The organism is Iodobacter ciconiae (assembly GCF_003952345.1).
In the GTDB taxonomy this organism is placed as follows: domain Bacteria; phylum Pseudomonadota; class Gammaproteobacteria; order Burkholderiales; family Chitinibacteraceae; genus Iodobacter; species Iodobacter ciconiae.
In genome coordinates, this window is record NZ_CP034433.1 from 3,527,910 (window position 1) to 3,547,950 (window position 20,041).

At 49.7% G+C, this 20,041-nt stretch carries 18 protein-coding genes and 1 tRNA gene; 9 read left to right on the forward strand and 10 right to left on the reverse strand.

Features of this window, described 5'->3' with window-relative positions; genetic code table 11:
- Window positions 1-23: 23 nt before the first annotated feature.
- The 3 genes from EJO50_RS15500 to EJO50_RS15510 form a co-directional block, all read right to left on the reverse strand.
- Window positions 24-818 (reverse strand): endonuclease, encoded by a 795-nt coding sequence (locus EJO50_RS15500; RefSeq protein ID WP_125975671.1) that lies wholly within the window; start codon window positions 816-818, stop codon window positions 24-26.
- An 800-nt stretch (window positions 819-1,618) separates the two neighbouring features.
- Window positions 1,619-2,308, reverse strand: coding sequence for an LrgB family protein (locus EJO50_RS15505; RefSeq protein WP_125975673.1), 690 nt, complete (start codon window positions 2,306-2,308; stop codon window positions 1,619-1,621).
- Window positions 2,305-2,712 carry a CidA/LrgA family protein gene (locus EJO50_RS15510; protein WP_125975675.1) on the reverse strand — a complete coding sequence of 136 codons (408 nt, stop codon included), beginning with the start codon at window positions 2,710-2,712 and terminating at the stop codon, window positions 2,305-2,307. The genes EJO50_RS15505 and EJO50_RS15510 overlap by 4 nt, the downstream gene beginning before the upstream one ends.
- Window positions 2,713-2,812: 100 nt before the next feature.
- On the opposite strand from EJO50_RS15510, the gene EJO50_RS15515 reads away from it, so the two are divergent.
- Window positions 2,813-3,679, forward strand: coding sequence for a LysR family transcriptional regulator (locus EJO50_RS15515; protein WP_164521527.1), 867 nt, complete (start codon window positions 2,813-2,815; stop codon window positions 3,677-3,679).
- Window positions 3,680-3,784: 105 nt separating this feature from the next.
- Here EJO50_RS15515 and EJO50_RS15520 read toward each other — a convergent pair.
- Together EJO50_RS15520 and rsmI are read right to left on the reverse strand one after the other, a co-directional pair.
- A tRNA-Leu gene (locus EJO50_RS15520) sits at window positions 3,785-3,869 on the reverse strand.
- 210 nt (window positions 3,870-4,079) lie between these two features.
- Window positions 4,080-4,874, reverse strand: a complete 795-nt coding sequence (gene rsmI, locus EJO50_RS15525) for a 16S rRNA (cytidine(1402)-2'-O)-methyltransferase (RefSeq protein ID WP_206434537.1) — start codon at window positions 4,872-4,874, stop codon at window positions 4,080-4,082.
- 69 nt (window positions 4,875-4,943) lie between these two features.
- On the opposite strand from rsmI, the gene EJO50_RS15530 reads away from it, so the two are divergent.
- The 5 genes from EJO50_RS15530 (at window position 4,944) to EJO50_RS15550 (ending at window position 9,147) form a co-directional block, all read left to right on the forward strand.
- A complete protein-coding gene (locus tag EJO50_RS15530; protein ID WP_125975679.1) occupies window positions 4,944-6,146 on the forward strand; it encodes a penicillin-binding protein activator in 1,203 nt (400 codons plus the stop codon).
- Window positions 6,143-6,487, forward strand: a complete 345-nt coding sequence (locus EJO50_RS15535) for a YraN family protein (RefSeq protein WP_125975681.1) — start codon at window positions 6,143-6,145, stop codon at window positions 6,485-6,487. Before EJO50_RS15530 ends, EJO50_RS15535 begins: the two co-directional genes overlap by 4 nt.
- A gap of 2 nt (window positions 6,488-6,489) precedes the next feature.
- On the forward strand, window positions 6,490-7,080 hold the full coding sequence (locus EJO50_RS15540; RefSeq protein ID WP_099398634.1) for a phosphoheptose isomerase: 591 nt from the start codon (window positions 6,490-6,492) through the stop codon (window positions 7,078-7,080).
- Window positions 7,077-7,658: a BON domain-containing protein gene (locus tag EJO50_RS15545; RefSeq protein ID WP_125975683.1), complete on the forward strand. Its 582-nt coding sequence runs from the start codon at window positions 7,077-7,079 to the stop codon at window positions 7,656-7,658. Before EJO50_RS15540 ends, EJO50_RS15545 begins: the two co-directional genes overlap by 4 nt.
- A gap of 286 nt (window positions 7,659-7,944) precedes the next feature.
- A complete protein-coding gene (locus EJO50_RS15550) occupies window positions 7,945-9,147 on the forward strand; it encodes an amino acid aminotransferase (protein ID WP_125975685.1) in 1,203 nt (400 codons plus the stop codon).
- Window positions 9,148-9,596: 449 nt separating this feature from the next.
- Here EJO50_RS15550 and murJ read toward each other — a convergent pair whose 3' ends face one another.
- The gene (gene murJ / locus EJO50_RS15555; protein WP_125975687.1) at window positions 9,597-11,144 is read right to left on the reverse strand and encodes a murein biosynthesis integral membrane protein MurJ; all 1,548 of its coding nucleotides are present in this window, start codon (window positions 11,142-11,144) and stop codon (window positions 9,597-9,599) included.
- Window positions 11,145-11,365: 221 nt separating this feature from the next.
- On the opposite strand from murJ, the gene rpsT reads away from it, so the two are divergent.
- A complete protein-coding gene (rpsT, locus tag EJO50_RS15560) occupies window positions 11,366-11,629 on the forward strand; it encodes a 30S ribosomal protein S20 (protein ID WP_099398629.1) in 264 nt (87 codons plus the stop codon).
- A 63-nt stretch (window positions 11,630-11,692) separates the two neighbouring features.
- Here the strand turns inward: rpsT and EJO50_RS15565 are convergent, their stop codons facing one another.
- Window positions 11,693-12,046 carry a hypothetical protein gene (locus EJO50_RS15565; RefSeq protein ID WP_125975689.1) on the reverse strand — a complete coding sequence of 118 codons (354 nt, stop codon included), beginning with the start codon at window positions 12,044-12,046 and terminating at the stop codon, window positions 11,693-11,695.
- Window positions 12,047-12,329: 283 nt separating this feature from the next.
- Between EJO50_RS15565 and EJO50_RS15570 the strand changes: the two genes are divergently transcribed.
- The gene (locus EJO50_RS15570; protein ID WP_164521528.1) at window positions 12,330-13,469 is read left to right on the forward strand and encodes a GGDEF domain-containing response regulator; all 1,140 of its coding nucleotides are present in this window, start codon (window positions 12,330-12,332) and stop codon (window positions 13,467-13,469) included.
- A gap of 293 nt (window positions 13,470-13,762) precedes the next feature.
- On the opposite strand, the gene EJO50_RS15575 is transcribed toward EJO50_RS15570, so the two are convergent.
- Window positions 13,763-14,779, reverse strand: coding sequence for an AI-2E family transporter (locus EJO50_RS15575; RefSeq protein ID WP_125975693.1), 1,017 nt, complete (start codon window positions 14,777-14,779; stop codon window positions 13,763-13,765).
- Between the two features lie 96 nt (window positions 14,780-14,875).
- Complete coding sequence (locus EJO50_RS15580; protein ID WP_233702120.1) at window positions 14,876-16,561, reverse strand: NAD+ synthase; 1,686 nt, start codon at window positions 16,559-16,561, stop codon at window positions 14,876-14,878.
- A gap of 228 nt (window positions 16,562-16,789) precedes the next feature.
- Between EJO50_RS15580 and EJO50_RS15585 the strand changes: the two genes are divergently transcribed.
- Window positions 16,790-18,406 carry a methyl-accepting chemotaxis protein gene (locus EJO50_RS15585; protein ID WP_125975695.1) on the forward strand — a complete coding sequence of 539 codons (1,617 nt, stop codon included), beginning with the start codon at window positions 16,790-16,792 and terminating at the stop codon, window positions 18,404-18,406.
- Between the two features lie 77 nt (window positions 18,407-18,483).
- On the opposite strand, the gene sbcB is transcribed toward EJO50_RS15585, so the two are convergent.
- The gene (gene sbcB, locus EJO50_RS15590; RefSeq protein ID WP_125975697.1) at window positions 18,484-19,908 is read right to left on the reverse strand and encodes an exodeoxyribonuclease I; all 1,425 of its coding nucleotides are present in this window, start codon (window positions 19,906-19,908) and stop codon (window positions 18,484-18,486) included.
- Between the last annotated feature and the right edge of the window lie 133 nt (window positions 19,909-20,041).

Consider the following 20,041-nt stretch of genomic DNA (forward strand, 5'->3'; position numbering starts at 1 on the left):
TGAAATTTATCTTTTCACTTTGTTTAGGTGCAGAAAGTAGCTGTTTTTCTTTCGCTTACAAAATGATTGCCATCGCCTTGTAGCTTCACAATCCGCTGATCCCGTTTGATTTCCCAATCATCTACCGGATAGGTTTTTGCCCACGCGCACATCAGTCGCTGGTCTTGCCTGGATAGCTTGAGCTCATAGCGCTCGTACATATAAAAGTGGATGCGGGCAATGCGGCCGCGTACTTCTTCTCTTGGCTGGGCTTTCTTGTTTTTGAAATCAACAATGGTTTTGCACTGGCCGTACATGGGTTCGGGCTTACTGGTCCATGCGCTATAGGCGAAGTTGCTGCGATCGCCATTGACTTCACCCACCGAGGGAACCAGGTTCACCAGATTGCCTTCGGCGCTTTTAAATTGTGGATCATTATCACTACAGTTTTTGCGCCCGCCGTTTTGCCAGCATTGGCGTTGATGGCCTAATACCCAGGCCGGAACCACGTGCTCCCACTCAAGGCGTGAGGCGCGTGTTTCGCTCTTTCTGGGGGAATAACCACAGCTGGCTAAATCGATTTCTTTGCCTTTGTAGGCACAGCCGCAGTAGAAATCGCTTTCCATGCCGCGAAATACATCGGGTAGCACCTGCTTGGCACGGTTAAAATCCCGCTGGCCGGTGGCGGTACGGCCCGTGACTAACTCAACCGGTTTATCCGGGGCATTGTCGTGCTCTGCTTCGTCTTTCTGATTGAGTGCTTTATCAATCATTATCTCACCCAGCCTGGCCAGTGTTTTGGCTTCCTGGCTATGAGCGATTTTTTCGATCTGTGCCATGCTGCTGTCGTCACATGCACTTAAACTGCAAGTCAAAATTGTTATGATAATTGCATACTGGCCGGGCTTCTTATTAAACAACATTGATTCGTTTGATTCCTGTCCAGATTATTAATGAAGTAGAAAATAAATACAGAGGTAAGCTGCCTTATAACAAACGCGGGCACATTTTATGAGATGTAATGCAGGCTGTATTGCTTTTACTGGAAGTAAAAGAGGTTTGATAGGTAATTATTTCTTAATGGATTGAATTTATTGTCTATTTTTAGGAGTGTTTCGATTTAATAGACGTTTCAAAGTATTTGATCGGTGATTTTATCGCCATGCCGGATTCATGTCTTTGCAGGAATGATAAAGTTAAATAAATCAGAATTTATTAAATGATGTTTGAAATAAGCAGCCTTCCAGCATATCTGCTTCAAGTTGTCGGGTGATACCCCGCAGCAGCTTCCATTGCGCATTTTTCTGTGTCTTTGGCATAAGAAATCATTTTTTAAAGTGGTGTAATAATGGATCTGATTTAACCCGGCAAACCCGCTTTGCAGTTATTAATATTGATGGCAATAGTATGGACTCTGGCAAAGGATTGATTTTTTTTGTCCGTTATTAAGGGCAGGTGTTTAACGTTAAGTTATGGCGGCTTAATGATACCGGGCTGAGGGATTGGGTGTGATTTAAGTACTGATTATTCATTGAATGAAAATAATGCCATATTAATGATGCTATGTAGAAGGCGTAGATAAATACCTTCTGTATCCGTAAAACGGGCTCGGTTTTTTTGTATTTTTCGTGCCGTTTTTTCAGGCAAAAAAGGGCGTTAGCAAGGGGGCAATCAATACCATTACTACACCGGAAACCATCATGGTGATGCAGGCAACCACACCTTCTTCATTACCAATCTCTCTTGCTTTTGCCGTGCCAACTGCATGGGCCGCAGCACCAAACAAAGCACCGCGTGCCAGTCTGGAGCGCAGCGGCAACAGCACCAGCATCAGCTCGCCAAACAGCATTCCCATTAAACCGGTAATCACCACAAATAAAGCGGTCAGCTCGTGTGATCCGCCCCAGGTGTCCGATACCGCCAGTGCAAACGGCGTGGAGATGGATCTGGGTAAAAGGCTGCGGGTTAGTTCGGGTGATAAATGAAATAATTTGGCGAGCAAAACACAGCTCAGTAGCGCTGTGATGCAGCCAGCAATGACACCCGCAGATAAAGCCAGCCAGTGCTTGATCATCAGGGCACGGTATTCATACAAGGGTACGGCAAAAGCGACCGTGGCAGGGCCAAGCAGCCATAGCAGCCAGCGGGTATCGGAGTAATACGTTTCATAGGGGGTCTGCGTCAGTAGCATAAAAGCCACTAGCAGCACTGGCGTCAGTACCAGCGGTGCCAGCCACCAGCGCTGATGGCGTGCATACAAGAACTTAGCCAGTGCATAGGCACTAATCGTAAGCACCAGGCAGATAAGGGCGAGAGTGGAGCTTGTCATGATGCTGATCGTTTTCTGCTTTTGGCCAGCCGCAGCCGATGTTCAATTTTAAAAAAGCGATCGACCACGAGCGCTGTTACACACATGACCAGTGCCGTGCCGAGGAAAATTACCACCAATAATTGCCAGCCTTCACTGATAAAAAGTGCTTTGTACTTAATCATTGCGACGACTGCAGGTACAAAAAATAGCAGCATTTCAGCCAGAAGCCTCTGGGCTCCATCTTTGACCCAGTTTAGCGGGACACCTAAAAGCAGCAGTACAAAGACAATGCCCAGGCCCAGCACGCCGCCTGGCACCGGCAGGCCAGTACGACGCACAAACCAGTCGGATGCTAGCCAGACGGCAATCAAAAGGCCAATCTGGGCGAGTACGCGAAAAAAGGAAAACAGCTTCTTGGGCACTACCTGGAACTCCTTATGATCGGCCTTGAATTTTACGCCTTATAGATAAATAGCTGAAATGAATTATTATTATAGAATCCATTCCAATCTGGCATGTGTCATGGATATTAAAGCGCTGCGTTATTTTATTGAAGTTGTGAATTTGCAAAGCTTTACGGCTGCTGCAAAAGCATTGAATGTGACTCAGCCTACGATTAGCAAAATGGTGAAAAACCTGGAAGATGAGTTGGGCACTCCGCTCTTGCTGCGTGAGTATCGTCGTTTTCATTTAACCGATGCGGGCCGGGTGGTGCTCAAACGTGGCCAGGAAGTGCTGGCAGCAGAGGCACGTCTGCAAGCCGAGCTGTCCGACTTAAATGCCATGGCGGTGGGTGAATTGGCGCTTGGCGTGCCGCCTCTGGCTGGTATGTTATTTATACCACTGATTGCTCATTTCAAACGTCTTTATCCTCAGATCGAGCTGAGCCTGCGTGAAGAAGGTGGTAAAGCCATCGAAGCCGCGCTGGATGAGGGGGAGCTGGAGATTGGCGGTTTGTTGCTGCCTGTGGACGAAAACCGTTTTGAAACATTACCTCTATCAGATGATCGTTTGGTTTTAGTGGCTGCTGCTACATCCAGATGGCAGGGGAGATCTGCCGTGCGCCTGATTGAGCTGAGTACGGAGCATTTTGTGCTTTATAGCGCTTCTTATTCGTTAAATGACAGAGTGCTGGCTGCTTGCCAGGCTCAGGGCTTTAGCCCTCAAATTGCGGGGCGAAGCGGGCAATGGGAGTTTATGGTGGCTTTGGTCGAAAGTGGCCTGGGGGTGGCACTGCTGCCTGAATCCGTCGCCCGCCGTATTCCGGCTGGCCGTTGTGTGATTGCAGCCTTAAGTGAGCCAGAAATCCCCTGGCGAATTGCGCTGGGCTGGCGCAAAGATGTTTATCTGTCTCATGCGGCAAGAGCATGGATTGAGGCTTTGAGCTAAAGGGGATTATTTGAGGGGCTGCGTTTTTTGATGTGCAATTGTCAGGCGAAAAAAAGGACTTCAGGCTGATGCCATGAAATCCTTTTTTTATCAGTGCTTAACGAGTGGTGCCCGGGGTCGGACTCGAACCGACACACCTTGCGGCGGGGGATTTTGAGTCCCCTGCGTCTACCAATTTCGCCACCCGGGCTCGTTCAGTGCAGGAGCCGAATTATGTAGAAGACACCACTGCTTGGCAAGTACTATCTGTCGTCAATTGCGGATATTTTCCGGGGTGTTACATAAATTACTGTTATTTAAGGTTGTTTTTTTTATAGAAGGTTTGCGGGTTTACTCATTCAGCGGAGCAAAGATCGTGCTCTTGGGTCCATGGGTCAGTAAACCTTGCGCCCTTCTTTGGTTAGAGTTGTGTTTCTTTTTTGAGTGTTAAAGCGCGTTCATACAGTGCATTTTTAGGGGCTCCAGTGATAGACACGGCCAGTGCCACGGCTTGCTTGAGCGGTAGCTCGGCAATCAAAGGTAATAAGATACTGTCGTAATCGGCCCCATCGGTTTTTTCTGCGCGGGGTGCTGCATTCACTACCACTACCGATTCGCCTCGTTCCTGATTGCTATCGCTGGCGACCCATGCTGCCAGCTCGCCAAGCGGCAGGCGGCGTATGGTTTCAAAGGTTTTGGTGATTTCGCGGCAGAGCACGGCTTCACGCTCTGGCCCAAATACGCTGGCCATATCATTTAAGCAATCAACAATACGATGTGGTGCCTCATAAAAGACGCTGATAAAGTTTTGCTCTTTTAGTTCGGTCAGCGCATCACAGCGCTGCTTGGTTTTGGGGGGTAAAAAACCATAAAACAAGGCATGCGGGCAATTAAAACCACTGGCAGATAATGCCGTGGTGAGTGCAGAAGCGCCGGGAACAGGGATAATCTTGCAACCTGCTGCATGTGCTGCTGCGGCAAGCAGAGCGCCCGGGTCTGATACGGCAGGTGTTCCGGCGTCTGATACTTGAGCGATGGTTTCACCAGAGAGCATGCGGGCAACGAGTTTTTCCGCCATGCTGTGTTCGTTGTGCTCACGCAAAGACACCATGGGGGTTGAAATATTAAAATGTTTAAGCAGCATCCCGGTGACGCGGGTATCTTCGGCCGCGATCACATCGGCGCCTTTTAGTGCGGCAATGGCGCGGGGCGTCATGTCGTTAAGGTTACCGATTGGGGTGGCTACCACATATAATGCGGACTTAATAATAGGATTGGATTCTGTATGCACGCCAAGGCTCTCCTTTTTGCTTCGGAATGGCGCAGTGCGCTAGGGGTAGTACTATACGGTGCTGTACTGCTTACTGCCATAGCAGGCTGTGCTGCGGCACCTGTTTCCGCACCTGTAGCAGCAAAACCTGCGTTTACGGTTGCTGCACAAGTACCTGCAACTGAGCTAAGTGCAGTGCAGGTTTTGCCCACGTTACCTGCGGCAGACTCTAGGCCGGCACCGCGTGGTGGTTTCATTGCGGTATTGTTACCAGGCAAGAGTAAGGTAATGCGCCCTGCAGTGGATGCGATCAAGGCCGGGGTGCTGGCTGCGGAAAAAAACAATGGTAATGCTGATTTACCCGGCGTGAGGATTTTTGACACCGATGATGTGCCGGCTGAGGTGTTCGAGCAGTTTCAGCAGTTGCGTCAGCAGGGGGCTGTGGCGGTGATTGGGCCATTAACCAAGCCCTCAATTAATTATCTGGCCGATGTGGGAGATTTTGATATTCCGGTGATTGCTTTGAATTCTTTCGATGAAAAAACATTGCATCGTGCCCAGCTTTATAGTTTTTCCTTATCTATCGAGCAGGAGGCACAGCAGATTGCCAGACAGATGTTTGATGAAGGTTTACGGATGCCTCTGGTTTTACAGGGTGACAGTCCCTTATCGGGCAGAATGGTGCAGGGTTTTGTAGATAGCTGGAAAGAGGCGAGCGGTACGCAGCCCGTTATTTTTACGCTGAAAGATGCACGCAGCCAGGCACAGGCTTTACGTGCGCAGCTGAAAGATGGCGAGCATGACTCAGTCTTTTTTGCCGCTGGCTCAAGGCAAACACAGGTTTCCCGCCCATTTGTGGGGAATGAACGACCCGTTTATGCAACCAGTCAGATTAATCCGGGAGCCATGAGCAAGACAGCCCGCGTTGATATGAACGGCATACGGTATTTGGAAGCTCCGTGGATTTTACAACCGGCAGATAGTGAATACGCTTTACTTAACCGGACTCGCTCGAAGTCAAATGATGTCGAGCGTTTATTTGCGCTGGGTGTAGATGCATGGAAGCTGGCTGTTTTATTAAATAACAGGGCAGAGGTTGATTTTGATGGCCTTAGTGGACATATCAGCATGGGGAGCGATGGATTAATCGAGCGGACACTTACGCCGAATTCTTTTAGCAGCACAGAAGAAAGCGCTCCGGTAACTCCTGCTCCATGAATACTTTAGGCCTTGCTGCCGAAAATGCAGCTGTAATTTTTTTGCAGCAGCAGGGCCTAAAAATTGTTGCACGCAACTGGCAATGCCGCTGTGGTGAAATTGACATACTCGCTAAGGATGGTAATACCTTAGTATTTGTGGAAGTCCGGCAGCGTCGTAATGCGCGCTTTGGCGGGGCAGCTGCCAGCATAAGCCCGGCGAAACGCGCTAAACTGCGGGCAACAGCGCAATATTACCTGATAAATGTTTCTCCTTTACCACCTTGCCGCTTCGATGCAATTTGCTTTGAAGGGGAAACAATCAACTGGCTCAAAAACTGTATAGATGCCACTGAGGGATAAAAATGGATTTAGCACAACGTATTCGACAGCATTTTCTGGATAGCATTGATGCCAAACAAATGGCGATGGAGCTGCTATCTCCGGGGATTCGCATTGGTGCCGAGAAAATGGTGCAAACCTTTATCTCGGACGGCAAAATTTTAACCTGCGGCAATGGTGGCTCGGCAGCGGATGCACAGCACTTTGCTGCAGAAATGGTGGGGCGCTTCGAGCGCGAACGCCCTGGGCTGGCCGCGGTGGCTCTATCGACGGATACTTCGGCGATTACCGCAATTGCCAATGATTATGATTATGATCTGGTTTTCTCCAAGCAGGTGCACGCCTTGGGCCGCCCGGGCGACTTACTGATTGCGATTTCTACATCGGGTAATTCGGCCAATGTGATTTCAGCGATTCATGCGGCGCATGACAGGCAAATGAACGTGATTGCCTTTACCGGGCGGGATGGCGGGCAGATTGGGGAGATATTGTCGGGTGACGATGTGCATCTGTGTGTGCCGGTACAGCGTACGGCACGGATTCAGGAAGTGCATATCACCATGATTCATGCTTTGTGCGATGCGGTTGATTTTATGCTGCTAGGTGGTGAATGATGAGGTTAAAAAATACATTACTCGCCTTGGGGCTAGCGGCATCCTTATCTGCCTGCGTGCCGGTTTTATTGGTGGGTGGTGTAGCGGTGGGGGCGATGGTTGGGTCGGATCCGCGTAAATCGGAAGTGATTAAAACAGACTTTGATTTAGGTGCAAAAATCAGCAGTGATCTGATTGATGCATGGAAAGAAAAAGCCCATATCAATGTTTCTACTTTTAATGGGGTCGTGTTATTGACTGGCGAGGTGCCAGATGAGGCTGCCAAGGTAAGAGCGTTTGAAATTGCGCAGCGTCAATCGAGGGCGCGCAAGATTTACAACGAAACCGTGGTTTCAGTGCCTTCTACAGCAGCTAATCGCCTATACGACACACAACTGACCGCCAGGGTGAAAACAGCCTTGCTGGCGGGCGCCAGTGATACTGATGCGGTTCACTTGCAAGTGGTCACGGAGCGTAGTGTGGTTTATCTGATGGGGGTTAGCAGGCCTGATATTTCGGAATCAGCAGCCCGTGCGGCTAGCCGTGTATCGGGTGTGCGTCAGGTTGTGAAGCTGGTTGAGCCTTTGACTGGTTATTAATTGTAAGTTGATTTGTTTATTTTATAAAAAGCGGGCCAATCGGCTCGCTTTGTCCTGCATAAAAGCCACACGTGATGGTCGGCAAGACAGGTAAAGATTGGTGAGAGCAACGCGCATGAGCTTACAAGGAAAAGGCCGTGTTTATGTCTGCCCATGCTAAAATTGCCAGTTGTAAAATGTGCCTTTAGTGCATTGCCAGCAGTCTTGCTTCCTTATTGTCATCATGCGGTTTGGAGGGCCAGACCGCTTTCACGCCTTTCCCAATTACTTTTGCTGGAGTACCAGGATGACATCCTCGATTTTCACCGCAGTAGAAATGGCACCTCGTGACCCGATTCTGGGTCTTAATGAAGCCTTCAATGCCGATACACGTGCTGGTAAGGTTAATCTGGGTGTGGGTGTGTATTACGATGACAATGGCAAGATCCCATTGCTGGCTGCGGTAAAAGCGGCAGAAAAAACCCGTATGGATGCTCAGCCACCACGTGGTTATCAAGCCATCGAAGGCTTGGGTGCATACAATCAGGCCGTACAAAATCTGGTGTTTGGTGCTGACAGCGAGCTGGTTTCATCAGGCCGTGTTGTGACTGCAGAAGCATTGGGTGGCACGGGCGCTTTGAAAATCGGCGCTGATTTCTTAAAGCGTCTCAATGCAGATGCCAGTGTTTATATCAGTGATCCAAGCTGGGAAAACCACCGTGCACTGTTTGAATCAGCGGGTTTTAAGGTAGAAAACTACCCTTACTATGATGTAGCAACTCGCGGCGTGAATTTCACCGCCATGAAAGCGGCTCTGCTTGGCCTGCCAGCGGGCTCCATCATTATCCTGCATGCCTGTTGCCATAACCCGACCGGCGCAGATATGAGCGATGCACAGTGGGCCGAAGTGGTTGAAGCCTGCCGTGAACGCAACTTGGTTCCCTTCCTCGATATGGCTTATCAGGGCTTTGCTGATGGTATCGATGCAGATGCAGTTGCTGTGCGTTTATTCTCTGCTTCTGGCCTGCAATTCTTTGTTTCCAGCTCTTTCTCCAAGAGCTTCTCGATGTATGGCGAGCGCGTAGGTGCTTTGTCCATCGTGACAGCAAGCCGTGAGGAAGCGGGCCGGGTATTAAGCCAGCTGAAACGCGTGATTCGTACCAATTATTCCAACCCGCCGATTCACGGTGGTGCTGTGGTAGCTGCAGTACTGGCGAACCCGGAATTGCGTCAGCAGTGGGAAGACGAACTGGCCGGTATGCGTGATCGCATCCGCGCCATGCGTACCAGCCTGGTGGCCAAACTGGCTGAGCGTGGCGTGGCGCAGGACTTTAGCTTTGTAGCTGCTCAGCGCGGTATGTTCTCTTATACCGGCCTGACAGCAGCTCAGGTAGAAGTGTTAAAAGACGAATACGGTATTTACGCTGTTTCAACTGGCCGTATTTGCCTGGCTGCACTCAATACTAAAAACATTGATTACGTCGCGGATGCGATTGCTAAAGTGCTGTAATTTTTAGCTAAGATCCAATAAAAAACCCATGAAGCGATTCGTGGGTTTTTTTATTTGTAACTGACGTTAGGCAGCAATTTTCTTTTTAGTGCCTTCGGCACGTTGATTTTGGAGCGGTGGCCACCGCGGGGCCTTCCTTTCTTGTACGGCCAAGAAACGAAGCCAAGCCACAACCTCAAAAGCACGAAGGCCCCTCACTGCGGATAATCGGCTCGGCGTTGAGGCTGCTCGGGAGCAAGCCCGCTACCCCTTTTCCGAAACCCCGAGCCGCTTATTCCTCGCTTCGGCGTGCTTCAAGGGGGGATTGAAGCCCCGTGCTACTAGCTGCTCCATGAATTCAAATGACTGAGTTTTAAAATACTCAAAACTTAAGTCAAACTCTGTTTTTCTCCGTGAAACTCCCTGTTCTCCGTAGTTTAAGATTTGGGTTTTCACAGCATACCGTTCAGTTAATCCGCAATCGCCTTACGTGAGAAGTCTTTTGGTCTAAAGCCCAAGGCAAATAGCGCTGCAAAATAAGCACTTGCCCCCGAGGCCACTAAGACGCTGAGCCAGCCTACTCTGACCAGCTTATGCATCCCGGCAAAGGCTGGCATAAAGTGCAGCAGCACAAAGAGCAGGGCGCTCATGGTGGCAACCCCCAGTACGATGCGCAGCATAAAGCCCTTCCAGGCCGCCTGTGGGGTGTAATAGCCCCGTAAACGTAGCGTGCGGTATAGCAAGCCTGCGTTCAGGCATGCGCCCAGGCTCATCCCCAGTGTGAGCCCTGCGTGCTTGAAAGGCAGGGTATATAAGAAGATCAGGTTGATCGCTAGTGTGACGAAAAGCGTGATAATGCCGATACGCACTACGGTTTTAATATCTTGCCTTGCATAAAACGCAGGTGCGAGGATCTTAATCAGGATCAGCCCGATCAGGCCCACGCTGTAGCCCACCAGCGCTTGCTGGGTCATTAAGGCATCGTGCATAGAAAATTTGCCACCCTGAAACAGAGTGAGTACTAAAGGCTCGGCCAGGATGGCTAAAGCTACGGTAGCGGGCAGGCAGAGCATGATACACAGGCGCAGGCCCCAATCCAGCAGGCGGTCGTAGCCGGGCTGGTCACCACTTGCATGGCTGCGGGCCAGGCTGGGTAGCAGAATTGTCCCCAGGGCAACGCCAAGTACGCCGGTTGGGAATTCCATCAAACGGTCGGCATAGTAAATCCATGAAACGCTGCCGGATGCCAGGAAAGAGGCCAGGTTGGAGTTAATAATCAGGCTGATCTGCGCAACCGATACACCAAAAATAGCGGGCCCCATTTGCTTGATCACCCGCCATACCCCTTCATCTTTGACATCCAGCCTGGGCCACATCAGCATGCCTAGCTTGGCTAAGTGTGGCAATTGATAGCAAAGCTGGGCCACACCACCTATCAGCACCGCAATGGCGAGCGCAAAAATAGGGCGATCCATCAGCGGGGCCAGCCATAGTGCGCAGGTAATAAATGAGATATTTAAAAGAGTGGGAACGAAGGCTGGGACAGAAAAACGGTTATAGGTATTAAGAATACTGCCGGCTAAAGACGATAGAGAAATCAGCAGGATATAGGGAAACATATAGCGGAGCAGTTCAACGGCCAGATTGAATTTATCCGGGTCTTTGGCAAAACCTGCCGCCGAAAAATAAATAATCGCCGGGGCGGCTAAAACGCCGAGTAGCGTAACTAAAACCAGAACCAGGGTCAGCATACCCGCAATTTTGGCGATAAATTCTTTGGTCGCTTCCTCTCCTTTGCGTGTCTTATATTCTGCCAGCGTAGGAACAAAGGCTTGTGAAAAAGCACCTTCTGCAAAAATGCGCCGTAGCATATTGGGCAGTTTAAATGCGGTAAAAAAGACATCGGTGGCAGCACCTGCGCCAAATACATGGGCGATAATGGTATCGCGAACAAAGCCCAGAATACGGGAGAGCAGTGTCATTGAGCTGACTGCGGCCAGCGTTTTAAGAAGATTCATACCAGAGGGTCTGAGTAGTGAGGGGGCAATTATAAGGCCGTATCTTCTTCCTGTAGCAAGCGAGGGTGTGATGCATTGAATTTATGGGAAAAATAAGGTTTTTTCAGCGCTTAAACACAATCTAAGTTGATCATTGCTTGCCAGAACGTAAAAGTGGCGCTATCATCGCCGGTTTCCGAATTAGCCCGCTTTTTGGGCAAGCCCGTCAGGAGTTTCAAAACATGGCTAACAGTGCCCAAGCTCGCAAGCGTGCACGTCAGGCTGAGAAAGCCCGCCAGCACAATACCAGCCAGCGTTCCGCTTTCCGCACCGCGATCAAAAAGGTGCTGAAGGCTGTGGAAGCAGGTGATAAAGCTGCGGCTCAGACTGTCTTCCAACAGTCCGTCAGTATCATTGACCGTATTGCTGATAAAGAAATCTTCCACAAGAACAAGGCAGCGCGTCATAAGAGCCGTCTATCTGCAGCAATCAAGGCGATGGCCTAATTCTGTAGATGTTCGAGTGAAGAAAACCCCAGCCAAGGCTGGGGTTTTTGTTTGCCTTGTTACTTAGCGGCGTAAAGGTGGCATTCTGAGCCGAAATGCAGGCATCAGTCGCTGGTAATCCGGCTCTTCAAAGCTAAAGAGATACTCTGCTGTCTCTGTATCAATGAGGCAGGTCAGGCGCACAAACCGGCCAATTTCTTTCCAGATCGTTGCGGCTAAGCGCTCGCTTAGCCATTCTGGGCTTTCAGCGCTGGTGCATTCTGCCCTTAAATTAAGTAAGCAAGTGTGATTACCTAATGGGCGCTGATCCTGCCACAGCGTTACAATACCTTCCCGCACAAGATGAGCAAGGCAGCGTCGAGCCTCAATGCAGGAAAGTGGGGCAATGCTTAATTGAAGCTGCAAATGATTGGACATAAAGCTCGCTCCATATACGGGCTGGCTGTTTGATAAATGCGATGCTTGCGTGAGAATTGAGGGGCGATTTAATAATTTTATGTGTTTTAGAGATGGTTTGCTGCTGGCAAATGAAAAAGCTGCAATAAGTCACACGCCCGGTTTGTCTCTTTATTATGCCTCTCTTAAAACCGGTGGGGTGCTTGAATATTATTGGATTTATCGTTGCTTAATTGACCGTATATCGGCAGAGCTGATGTGTTTATGCTAAATTTTATCAACGATGCAAGGCGAGCGTGATCTGATGTCGCAACCGGATTCAGAACAACTTTATTTACCCCGAATTCTTGTTGTTGATGATTCCCGTATCGTGCGGGCGACAATCAGGAAGCAGCTTGCCGCCAGCTATGACGTGGCCGAAGCAGTTAATGGCGAAGACGGCTGGAAAAAGCTGCTTGCCGATGAAACGATCCAGCTGCTTATTTCTGATTTAAGCATGCCGGAGCTCGACGGGCTAGGTCTTTTGGCCCGCGTGCGGGGAACCGGGGATGGCCGCCTTTATTTATTACCCGTGATTATTATTTCTGGTGAAGAAGACGACGCTACCAAACAGAAGTGCGTTGAATGTGGCGCCAACGATTTTATTACCAAATCAACTGACAGAAGTGAAATGCTGGCACGGGTGGCCGCTAATATCCAGCTGGCCGAAATGCTGCGTGAGCTGACTATTGCACGCACAGAACAAGCACAGCTGGCATCCAGAGACAATACAACAGGGGTAGCAAGCTCACATTTGCTGATGCTGCAGATGGAGCAATCCATGGCTTATGCACTGCGCCATAACTCTGAGGTGACTTTGTTATTGCTGGAGATTGATCATTACCAGCTATTAGAGCAAAAGCTGGGTGAGCGGCTGGCAAATCAGATGCTTAGTTTGCTGGCAAAACTACTGGCAGCAAAATTGCGCCGCGAAGATACGATCGCTCATGTGGAAGGCCCCCAGTTTGCGATTGTAGCCCCCGGTACTTCGCTGGGTGAAGTACGTGTGATGGCCGAGCGTTTAAGGCAGTGCGTATCGGCTGCGCGGATTAATTTTCGTGATGAGCGTTTAGAGGTCAGCGCCAGTGTTGCTGTTGCTAATTCCTGGCACGATGATACGCATCTGGCCCCGGCTTTATTCAGTAAGGCAATGACACGTCTTTATGGCTCGGTTGGCGAAGGGCGCATTTTGATGCCCAATGAGAGTGTAAGCCGCATGCCCCTATTGTCTTTGGCAGATGCTCTGCTAATGCTGCATAAGGGCAATAAAGATGAGGTGCGCCCCCATCTTCCTGCCTTATTAACCGGCTTGGCACCACTTATTCATTTGGCAAATGAAGAATATGGTTTGCAATGGTCGCTTGATTTTCTGCGCCAGCTTGAGGCGGTTAGTGATCAGGTCTGAAGCGCTGGCGGGCTTGAAGTCTGTGTCAGCAGAGATACAAACCGGTGCTGCCTAACAAATAAGCTGTCTGGCTAAAGTGCCACGAATGGGTTATTCAGCGCAAAAAAACGCTATCGTATCTTGGTATGGCAGCTTGAAAAAGAGCCGTTAACTGGTTTTGGCTCTTTATATTTTCAAACGCGAAGAAGTGATTCAAAGCCTGGTGATTTATTCATATAACGCCAAAGGTACAAAATGAGTTTTGCCTCTGACGAATTGCATTACAAATGAGTCGTCTTATTTATTACTATGAATTAAATCAATCCGGCCGCTTTCAGTTCCTGCTTTAAATAGGCATAGAAAATGGGGGCCGCGACAAGACCGGGCAAACCAAAAATAGCTTCCATTAACAGCATGGCGAGTAAAAGTTCCCAGGCAAATGCATGAATACGGCCGCCCACAATACGTGCATTCAGAAAGTACTCAAATTTATGAATAATCACTAAAAAGGCCAGTGAGCCAGCTGCGACAGAGGGTGAAACACTCATGCTGACGGCAACAATTGCAGCATTGGAAATCAGATTGCCAATGACTGGTAATAAACCTGCCAGAAAGGTAATTACAATTAAGGTTTTGGTGAGCGGCAGCGAAACTCCGAGAGCGGGTAAAACTACAACCAGGTAAATCAGGGTAAAAAAAGTATTGAGGGCCGAAATACGAATCTGGGCAAAAACAATTTGCCGGAAAGAATTGGCCAAACGCAAACAACGTGTTTGCAGCGCATCAAGCAAGGGGGCTTTATCTGTATTGTTGTGATGCAAGGACAGCATTGCACCAATTACCATCGCAATGAGCATCTGTGCCAGCGTATGGCCGGTGCGTGCGCCAATCTGCTGCAGCTGGGCGAGATGTTTATCCGACCATTGATAGAAGGCTGTTTTCCAGGCGCTAACATCTTGCGGCAGGCTCTCAAGCATCCAGGCGGGCAGCCAGTTGGCCAGCTCGTGGTGTAGTGCTTCGGCGATTTCTCCTGATTTACGCATGATGCTGGGCATGGAAGCTGATTCACCATGAAACACCGAAGCAAGGCTGAAACCCATCAAAACCAGAATTGAAATGATCACTGCAGAGAAAATGATCAGTGCAACTGGTTTGGCCCGCTGTGGTGCCAGGCGTGAAATAAAAGGGGCCTGTGCTGCCTGGGCGACCAATTCGTAGACTAAAAGACCAATTAGTAAGGCAGGGAGCAGGTGATTAACCATGACTAATAGCAGAAACAGCACAATGATAAAGTAGCTGGCAATGCGGGCGTAGCGATCGAGCTTGAGCATGATTTGTCCGATGATCGGGAGAAGAGCGTCGAGAGTGGTGAGTCGGGAGCGGAGAGTTAAAAGTCGAGCTGCAACTCCCCGCTCCCCAATTTACCCTTACATCGAAAAACGGTTAGTAATCGGCATGCGCCAGTCTTTGCCAAAAGCGCGGTGGGTAATGCGCGGGCCCACCGGTGCCTGGCGGCGCTTGTATTCATTGATGGTGAGTAAATGCACCACGCGATCCACATCGGCCTTGGCAAAGCCTTTGGCAATAATCTCGGTGCGGCTCAGGTTTTCTTCCACATAGGCTTGCAAAATGGCATCCAGAATTTCATATGCAGGTAATGAATCCTGATCGGTTTGATCCGGACGCAGCTCCGCTGATGGCGGGCGGGTGATAATCCGCTCCGGAATCACCATTCCTTGCGTATTACGCCAGCTGGATAATTGATATACCAGTGTTTTTGCTACGTCTTTAAGCACCGCAAAGCCGCCTGCCATATCGCCATAGAGCGTAGCGTAACCGGTTGTCATTTCGGATTTATTGCCTGTAGTGAGCACCAGTTTGCCTGATTTGTTCGATAGCGCCATCAAAAGTGTGCCACGGGCGCGAGCTTGCAGATTTTCTTCGGTGGTGTCTGCCGCCAGACCTTCAAACTCACCTGATAGGCCATGCATAAAGGCCTCGTAGATCGGCCAGATTTCGATTTCTGAATACTTGCAGCCCAGTATCTTAATCATCTCGCGCGAGTCATTCACGCTGATATCTGCGGTGTAGCGGGAAGGCATCATGACTGCATGCACCTTATCTGCCCCTAGTGCATCTACAGCAATAGCAAGCGTGAGTGCAGAATCAATGCCGCCAGATAAACCCAAGAGCACGCCGGGGAAGCGGTTTTTGCCGATATAGTCCTGCACCCCTAAAACGAGAGCCTGGTAGGCGCTGGCTTCGTCGCTTAAATCCGGGGTGATTTCAGCGGTTTGCAGATCGCCTTTTTGATATTCAACGATGGCCACTTGCTCGCTAAATGCGGGCAGCTGGGCGACAAGCTCGCCTGATTTATTTAGCGCAAAAGACTGTCCGTCAAAAATCAGCTCGTCCTGCCCGCCCACCATATTGCAATACACCATTGCTATGCCTGTTTCATCCACACGCTGGCCGACTACTTCGCGGCGGGTGGATTGTTTGGCCTGGTTGTAGGGCGATGCATTCAGAATAAGTAGTAATTCAGCGCCTTCGTCATCTGCTGCGGAGGCAGGCTCGATATCCCAGATATCTTCACAAATGGCTAAGCCAATCTGTATGCCATTCTGCTCGAACACAAAAGGTGAATAGCCGGGAGAGAAGTAGCGCACTTCATCAAAAACCTGATCATTGGGCAGTAGTAGTTTGTCGTAGCGGCCTAATACATTGCCATCCCGAATCACGATCGCACTGTTAAAACGCTCGTCCCCACTGGCACGCGGGTAGCCCAGCACCAGCGTAATGCCGTCCAGCTCATCAATAAAGCGGCCAACGCAGAGGGCACATTCGGCTAAAAAAGCCGGGCGTAGCAGCAGGTCTTCAGGCGGATAGCCGCTTAACGCAAGCTCAGGTGTGAGCAAAATATCAGCGCCCTTGGCCTTAGCCTCGGCGGCGGCGGCGAATATTTTGTTCGTGTTGCCGGCAAGATCGCCGACGATGGAGTTGAGCTGGGCAAGGGCGATTTTCATCGTAATGGTTTCGGCTAAAAGCAAAGGGTCTATTTTAAGCCAGAAAGCGGTGAGGATGTGCACTGGACACAGTTTTATCGTGCTCAATGCCTGGTTTACCTTTGCCGGTATCTGGGTTTGCTTTGCTGGCCGCAGATCATTTCTGTTTAAGCTTTCTATTCATTTGAACCCAGTTTCATTACCGGGCAGGGAAAAGCTCCCGCACGCAGCCGTGAATAAAACATCAACAGGCTCTATTAAGGATATTTATTAGTATTCTTAATACAAAGCTATCCTATTCTTATGTAAAGCAATGTAGTTAATGGGGCTCACTGTATGCGTAGTGTAAAAAGTATGTTTCTGGTGCTGGGTGTATTCGTAGTGCTGACGCTGGTGTTATTGGTCTGTGTCGTGATTTTGCTAAGGGATAGTGCTGACACGCATAGCCAGGCGGAGCTGCAGCGCTATAACTCTTATCTGCTTGCTGATGAGCTTAGGCAAAGCTCGGATGATCTGACTCGTCTGGCGCGCAGTTATGTCATTACCGGAGATGACAAGTATGAAAGGCAATACCAGGATGTTCTTGATATACGTAATGGAAAAAAACCCAGGCCTCAGGAGTATCAGCGTATTTATTGGGATTTCAAGGCGGTCAGTGATCACTCACCCCGGCCCGATGGTCAGCAAATTGCATTGCAGGAATTAATGAAGCAGGCCGGTTTTACAGAGGCAGAGTTTGCCAAACTGAAAGAAGCACAGGCTAATTCCGATGGCCTGGTTAAAAGTGAAACTATTGCTATGAACGCGGTGAAAGGGCGTTTTGCTGATGAGGCGGGGGGCTTTACTAAAGTGGGTGAACCAGATCTAAAACTCGCGGCTAATCTGATATTCGGCGATGCGTATCACCAGTACAAGGCTCAGATAATGCGCCCGGTTGATGATTTTTTTGTACTACTGGGAAAAAGAACGTTAGTGACCGCTATTGATGCAGAGCAAAATGAGCTGTTTTATCTGCAAGTGCTGCTGGCGATGATTTTTTTATTCGGCCTTGGTTTATTGTTTGTGCTGACCTGGATGTATTACCACCTGATACGGCTATTGGGGTGCGAGCCGAGGGTGGCTTTGCAGATTGTGCAGGAAATTGCTGCTGGAAACTTGAATGCACAATTTAGTGTGAGTCACAGTCAGAGCCTGCTGGGGGCTCTGGATGGAATGAATCAGCGGTTTCGCAAAGTAATTGGCGGTATTAGGACGGCATCGGGGGTGTTGGCGATTACCTCGGAGCAGGTTAATGCGGCGGCACAACGTTTATCGCAAAACTCATCCGAGCAAATGGTTAGCATTGAAAACACCAGCGAAGCGCTTAAAGAAATTAACTTCACGGTGGGACGCAATAGTGAAAATGCCAAAATGACAGAGGGCATGGCCGGTCAAGCGGCCAGTGATGCAGAAAAAGGTGGTGATGCAGTTAAGCAAACGGTGGATGCAATGCGGCAAATCGCCAGAAAAATTGGAGTTATTGATGATATTGCCTATCAGACCAATTTACTGGCGCTAAATGCTGCTATTGAAGCTGCCAGAGCGGGTGAAAATGGCAAAGGTTTTGCTGTGGTGGCATCCGAAGTTAGAAAACTGGCTGAGCGCTGTCAGCGGGCGGCTCAGGAAATTAGTGATTTGGCCGCCAATAGTGTGGGGCAGGCCGAGGCGGCAGGATTGCTTCTTGAAGATATTGTTCCGGCAATTCGTAAAACCTCTTTACTGATTAAGGAGATCTCATTTGCTTCTCAGGATCAGGCGCTGGGAATTGATAGCATTACCAATTCGGTAGAGCAGCTGACTGAGGGAACCCAGGCCAATGCCAGCGATGCCGATTCACTTAGCAGCGCCGCACAAGAGCTGGCAGAGCATGCCCGGGGGCTTGAGAAAAGTATCGGGTTTTTTCAAGGGAAATAGAGTTTCATCAGAGGGAGCTGGGCGTTGTATCTTGGCCACTCCCGATTTTCAGTTCTTAACTTTTCGATTTTAGATATTTACTCCTCATCCGGCATAATGCTTTCGGCGTAATCAAACAGAGCAGAAAGAATATCAGCCTGCTGCTCATTGACGTTTTCCGATAGCGTATCAATCGCATCGCCAAAGGCTTCTAAGGTTCGTGCTCCGCTGGCACCGTCAAATAATCTGGCCGCACGATGCTGCTCCCAGCGGCGTAGTTCGGCAGGGCTCAGGCTGAGAGGGAAGTTTCTGGCGCGGTAGCGGAAAAACACTTCTTCAAGGCGGCGGTCTTCAAAACTCACCCGCTCTTTTGCCAGCTCTTCGGGGCTAAAGTGGCGGAGTTTGGCCAGTAGGCGTTTATCGTTATTGCCAATAAAGCCGCCATATAAATCTTCATCCACATCGGCTTGGGCATGCTCGCTGGTAAATACCTGCTGCCAGATTGCACTCATATCGGGAGCGCTTTCGGCGATTTGGGAGTGGGCTAAGGCCTGCTCTACATCGATATTCCAGTGGGTGGCCCGCTCGCTGCTTAAGGTTTTGAGATTACCGATCACAATCGGGGACTTATTAATATGAATGCTTTTAATCGGCAGGCGGGTGACACCATCCGGTAAATCAGCCGTTTTGCTGAACATGCGCAGGCGTATGGTTTCGGCATCCAAAGTGAAAATCTCACTCGGATCAAAAGCTAAATCCCATACGATGACTTCGTTTTTATTGCTGGGATGCATGGCGAGAGGCCAGACTAGCGCAATGCAGCCGCGCTCGGCAGAAAACATGCCGCTGATATGCAGAAAAGGCTTGCTGTTAGGCAGGCCGATTTGCTCCAGTACTTTGTCTTTTTTGCGTAGTGAAAAGCAAAAATCGAATAGCTTAGGTTGTTTATCTCTGATCAGCCGCGCCAGCGCAATGGTGGCACGGACATCCGACAGCGCATCGTGAGCTGCTTCGTGGCTGATGCCGTTGGCCTGGGTGAGGTGCTCCAGTTTGAAGGATGGGCGGCCATCGTCGTGTGTGGGCCAGACTATGCCTTCGGGGCGCAGCGCGTAGGTGGTGCGTACCACATCGAGTAAATCCCAGCGGCTGCAATCATTTTGCCATTCACGCGAGTAAGGCTCGATCAGATTACGCCAGAACATAAAGCGTGTGACTTCATCGTCAAAACGAATGGTGTTGTAGCCCAAAGACACGGTTTCGGGCGTGGCCAGCTCCGCTTCAATACGGGCGGCAAATTCAAATTCATCCATGCCATTTTCTAAGCAATGCTGTGGCGTAATGCCGGTCAGCAGGCAGGCTTCCGGGTCGGGCAGGTAGTCGGGGGCGGGTTTACAGAAAATATTCAGTGGCTTGCCGATTTCATTTAGCTCTGCATCGGTGCGAATGCCGGCAAACTGCGAAGGGCGATCACGGCGCGGGTTGATGCCAAAGGTTTCGTAATCGTGCCAGTAAAAGGTATGCATATAGATAGAGCCTCAAAGAATCGCTACCCAATTATAAGGCTTTTGACTTTGCATGGCGTTGTAAACGAATACACCTCAGCGGAAGCGCCGCCTCCATGCAAAACCTATTCTTGAAACCACATGGACATCGAGA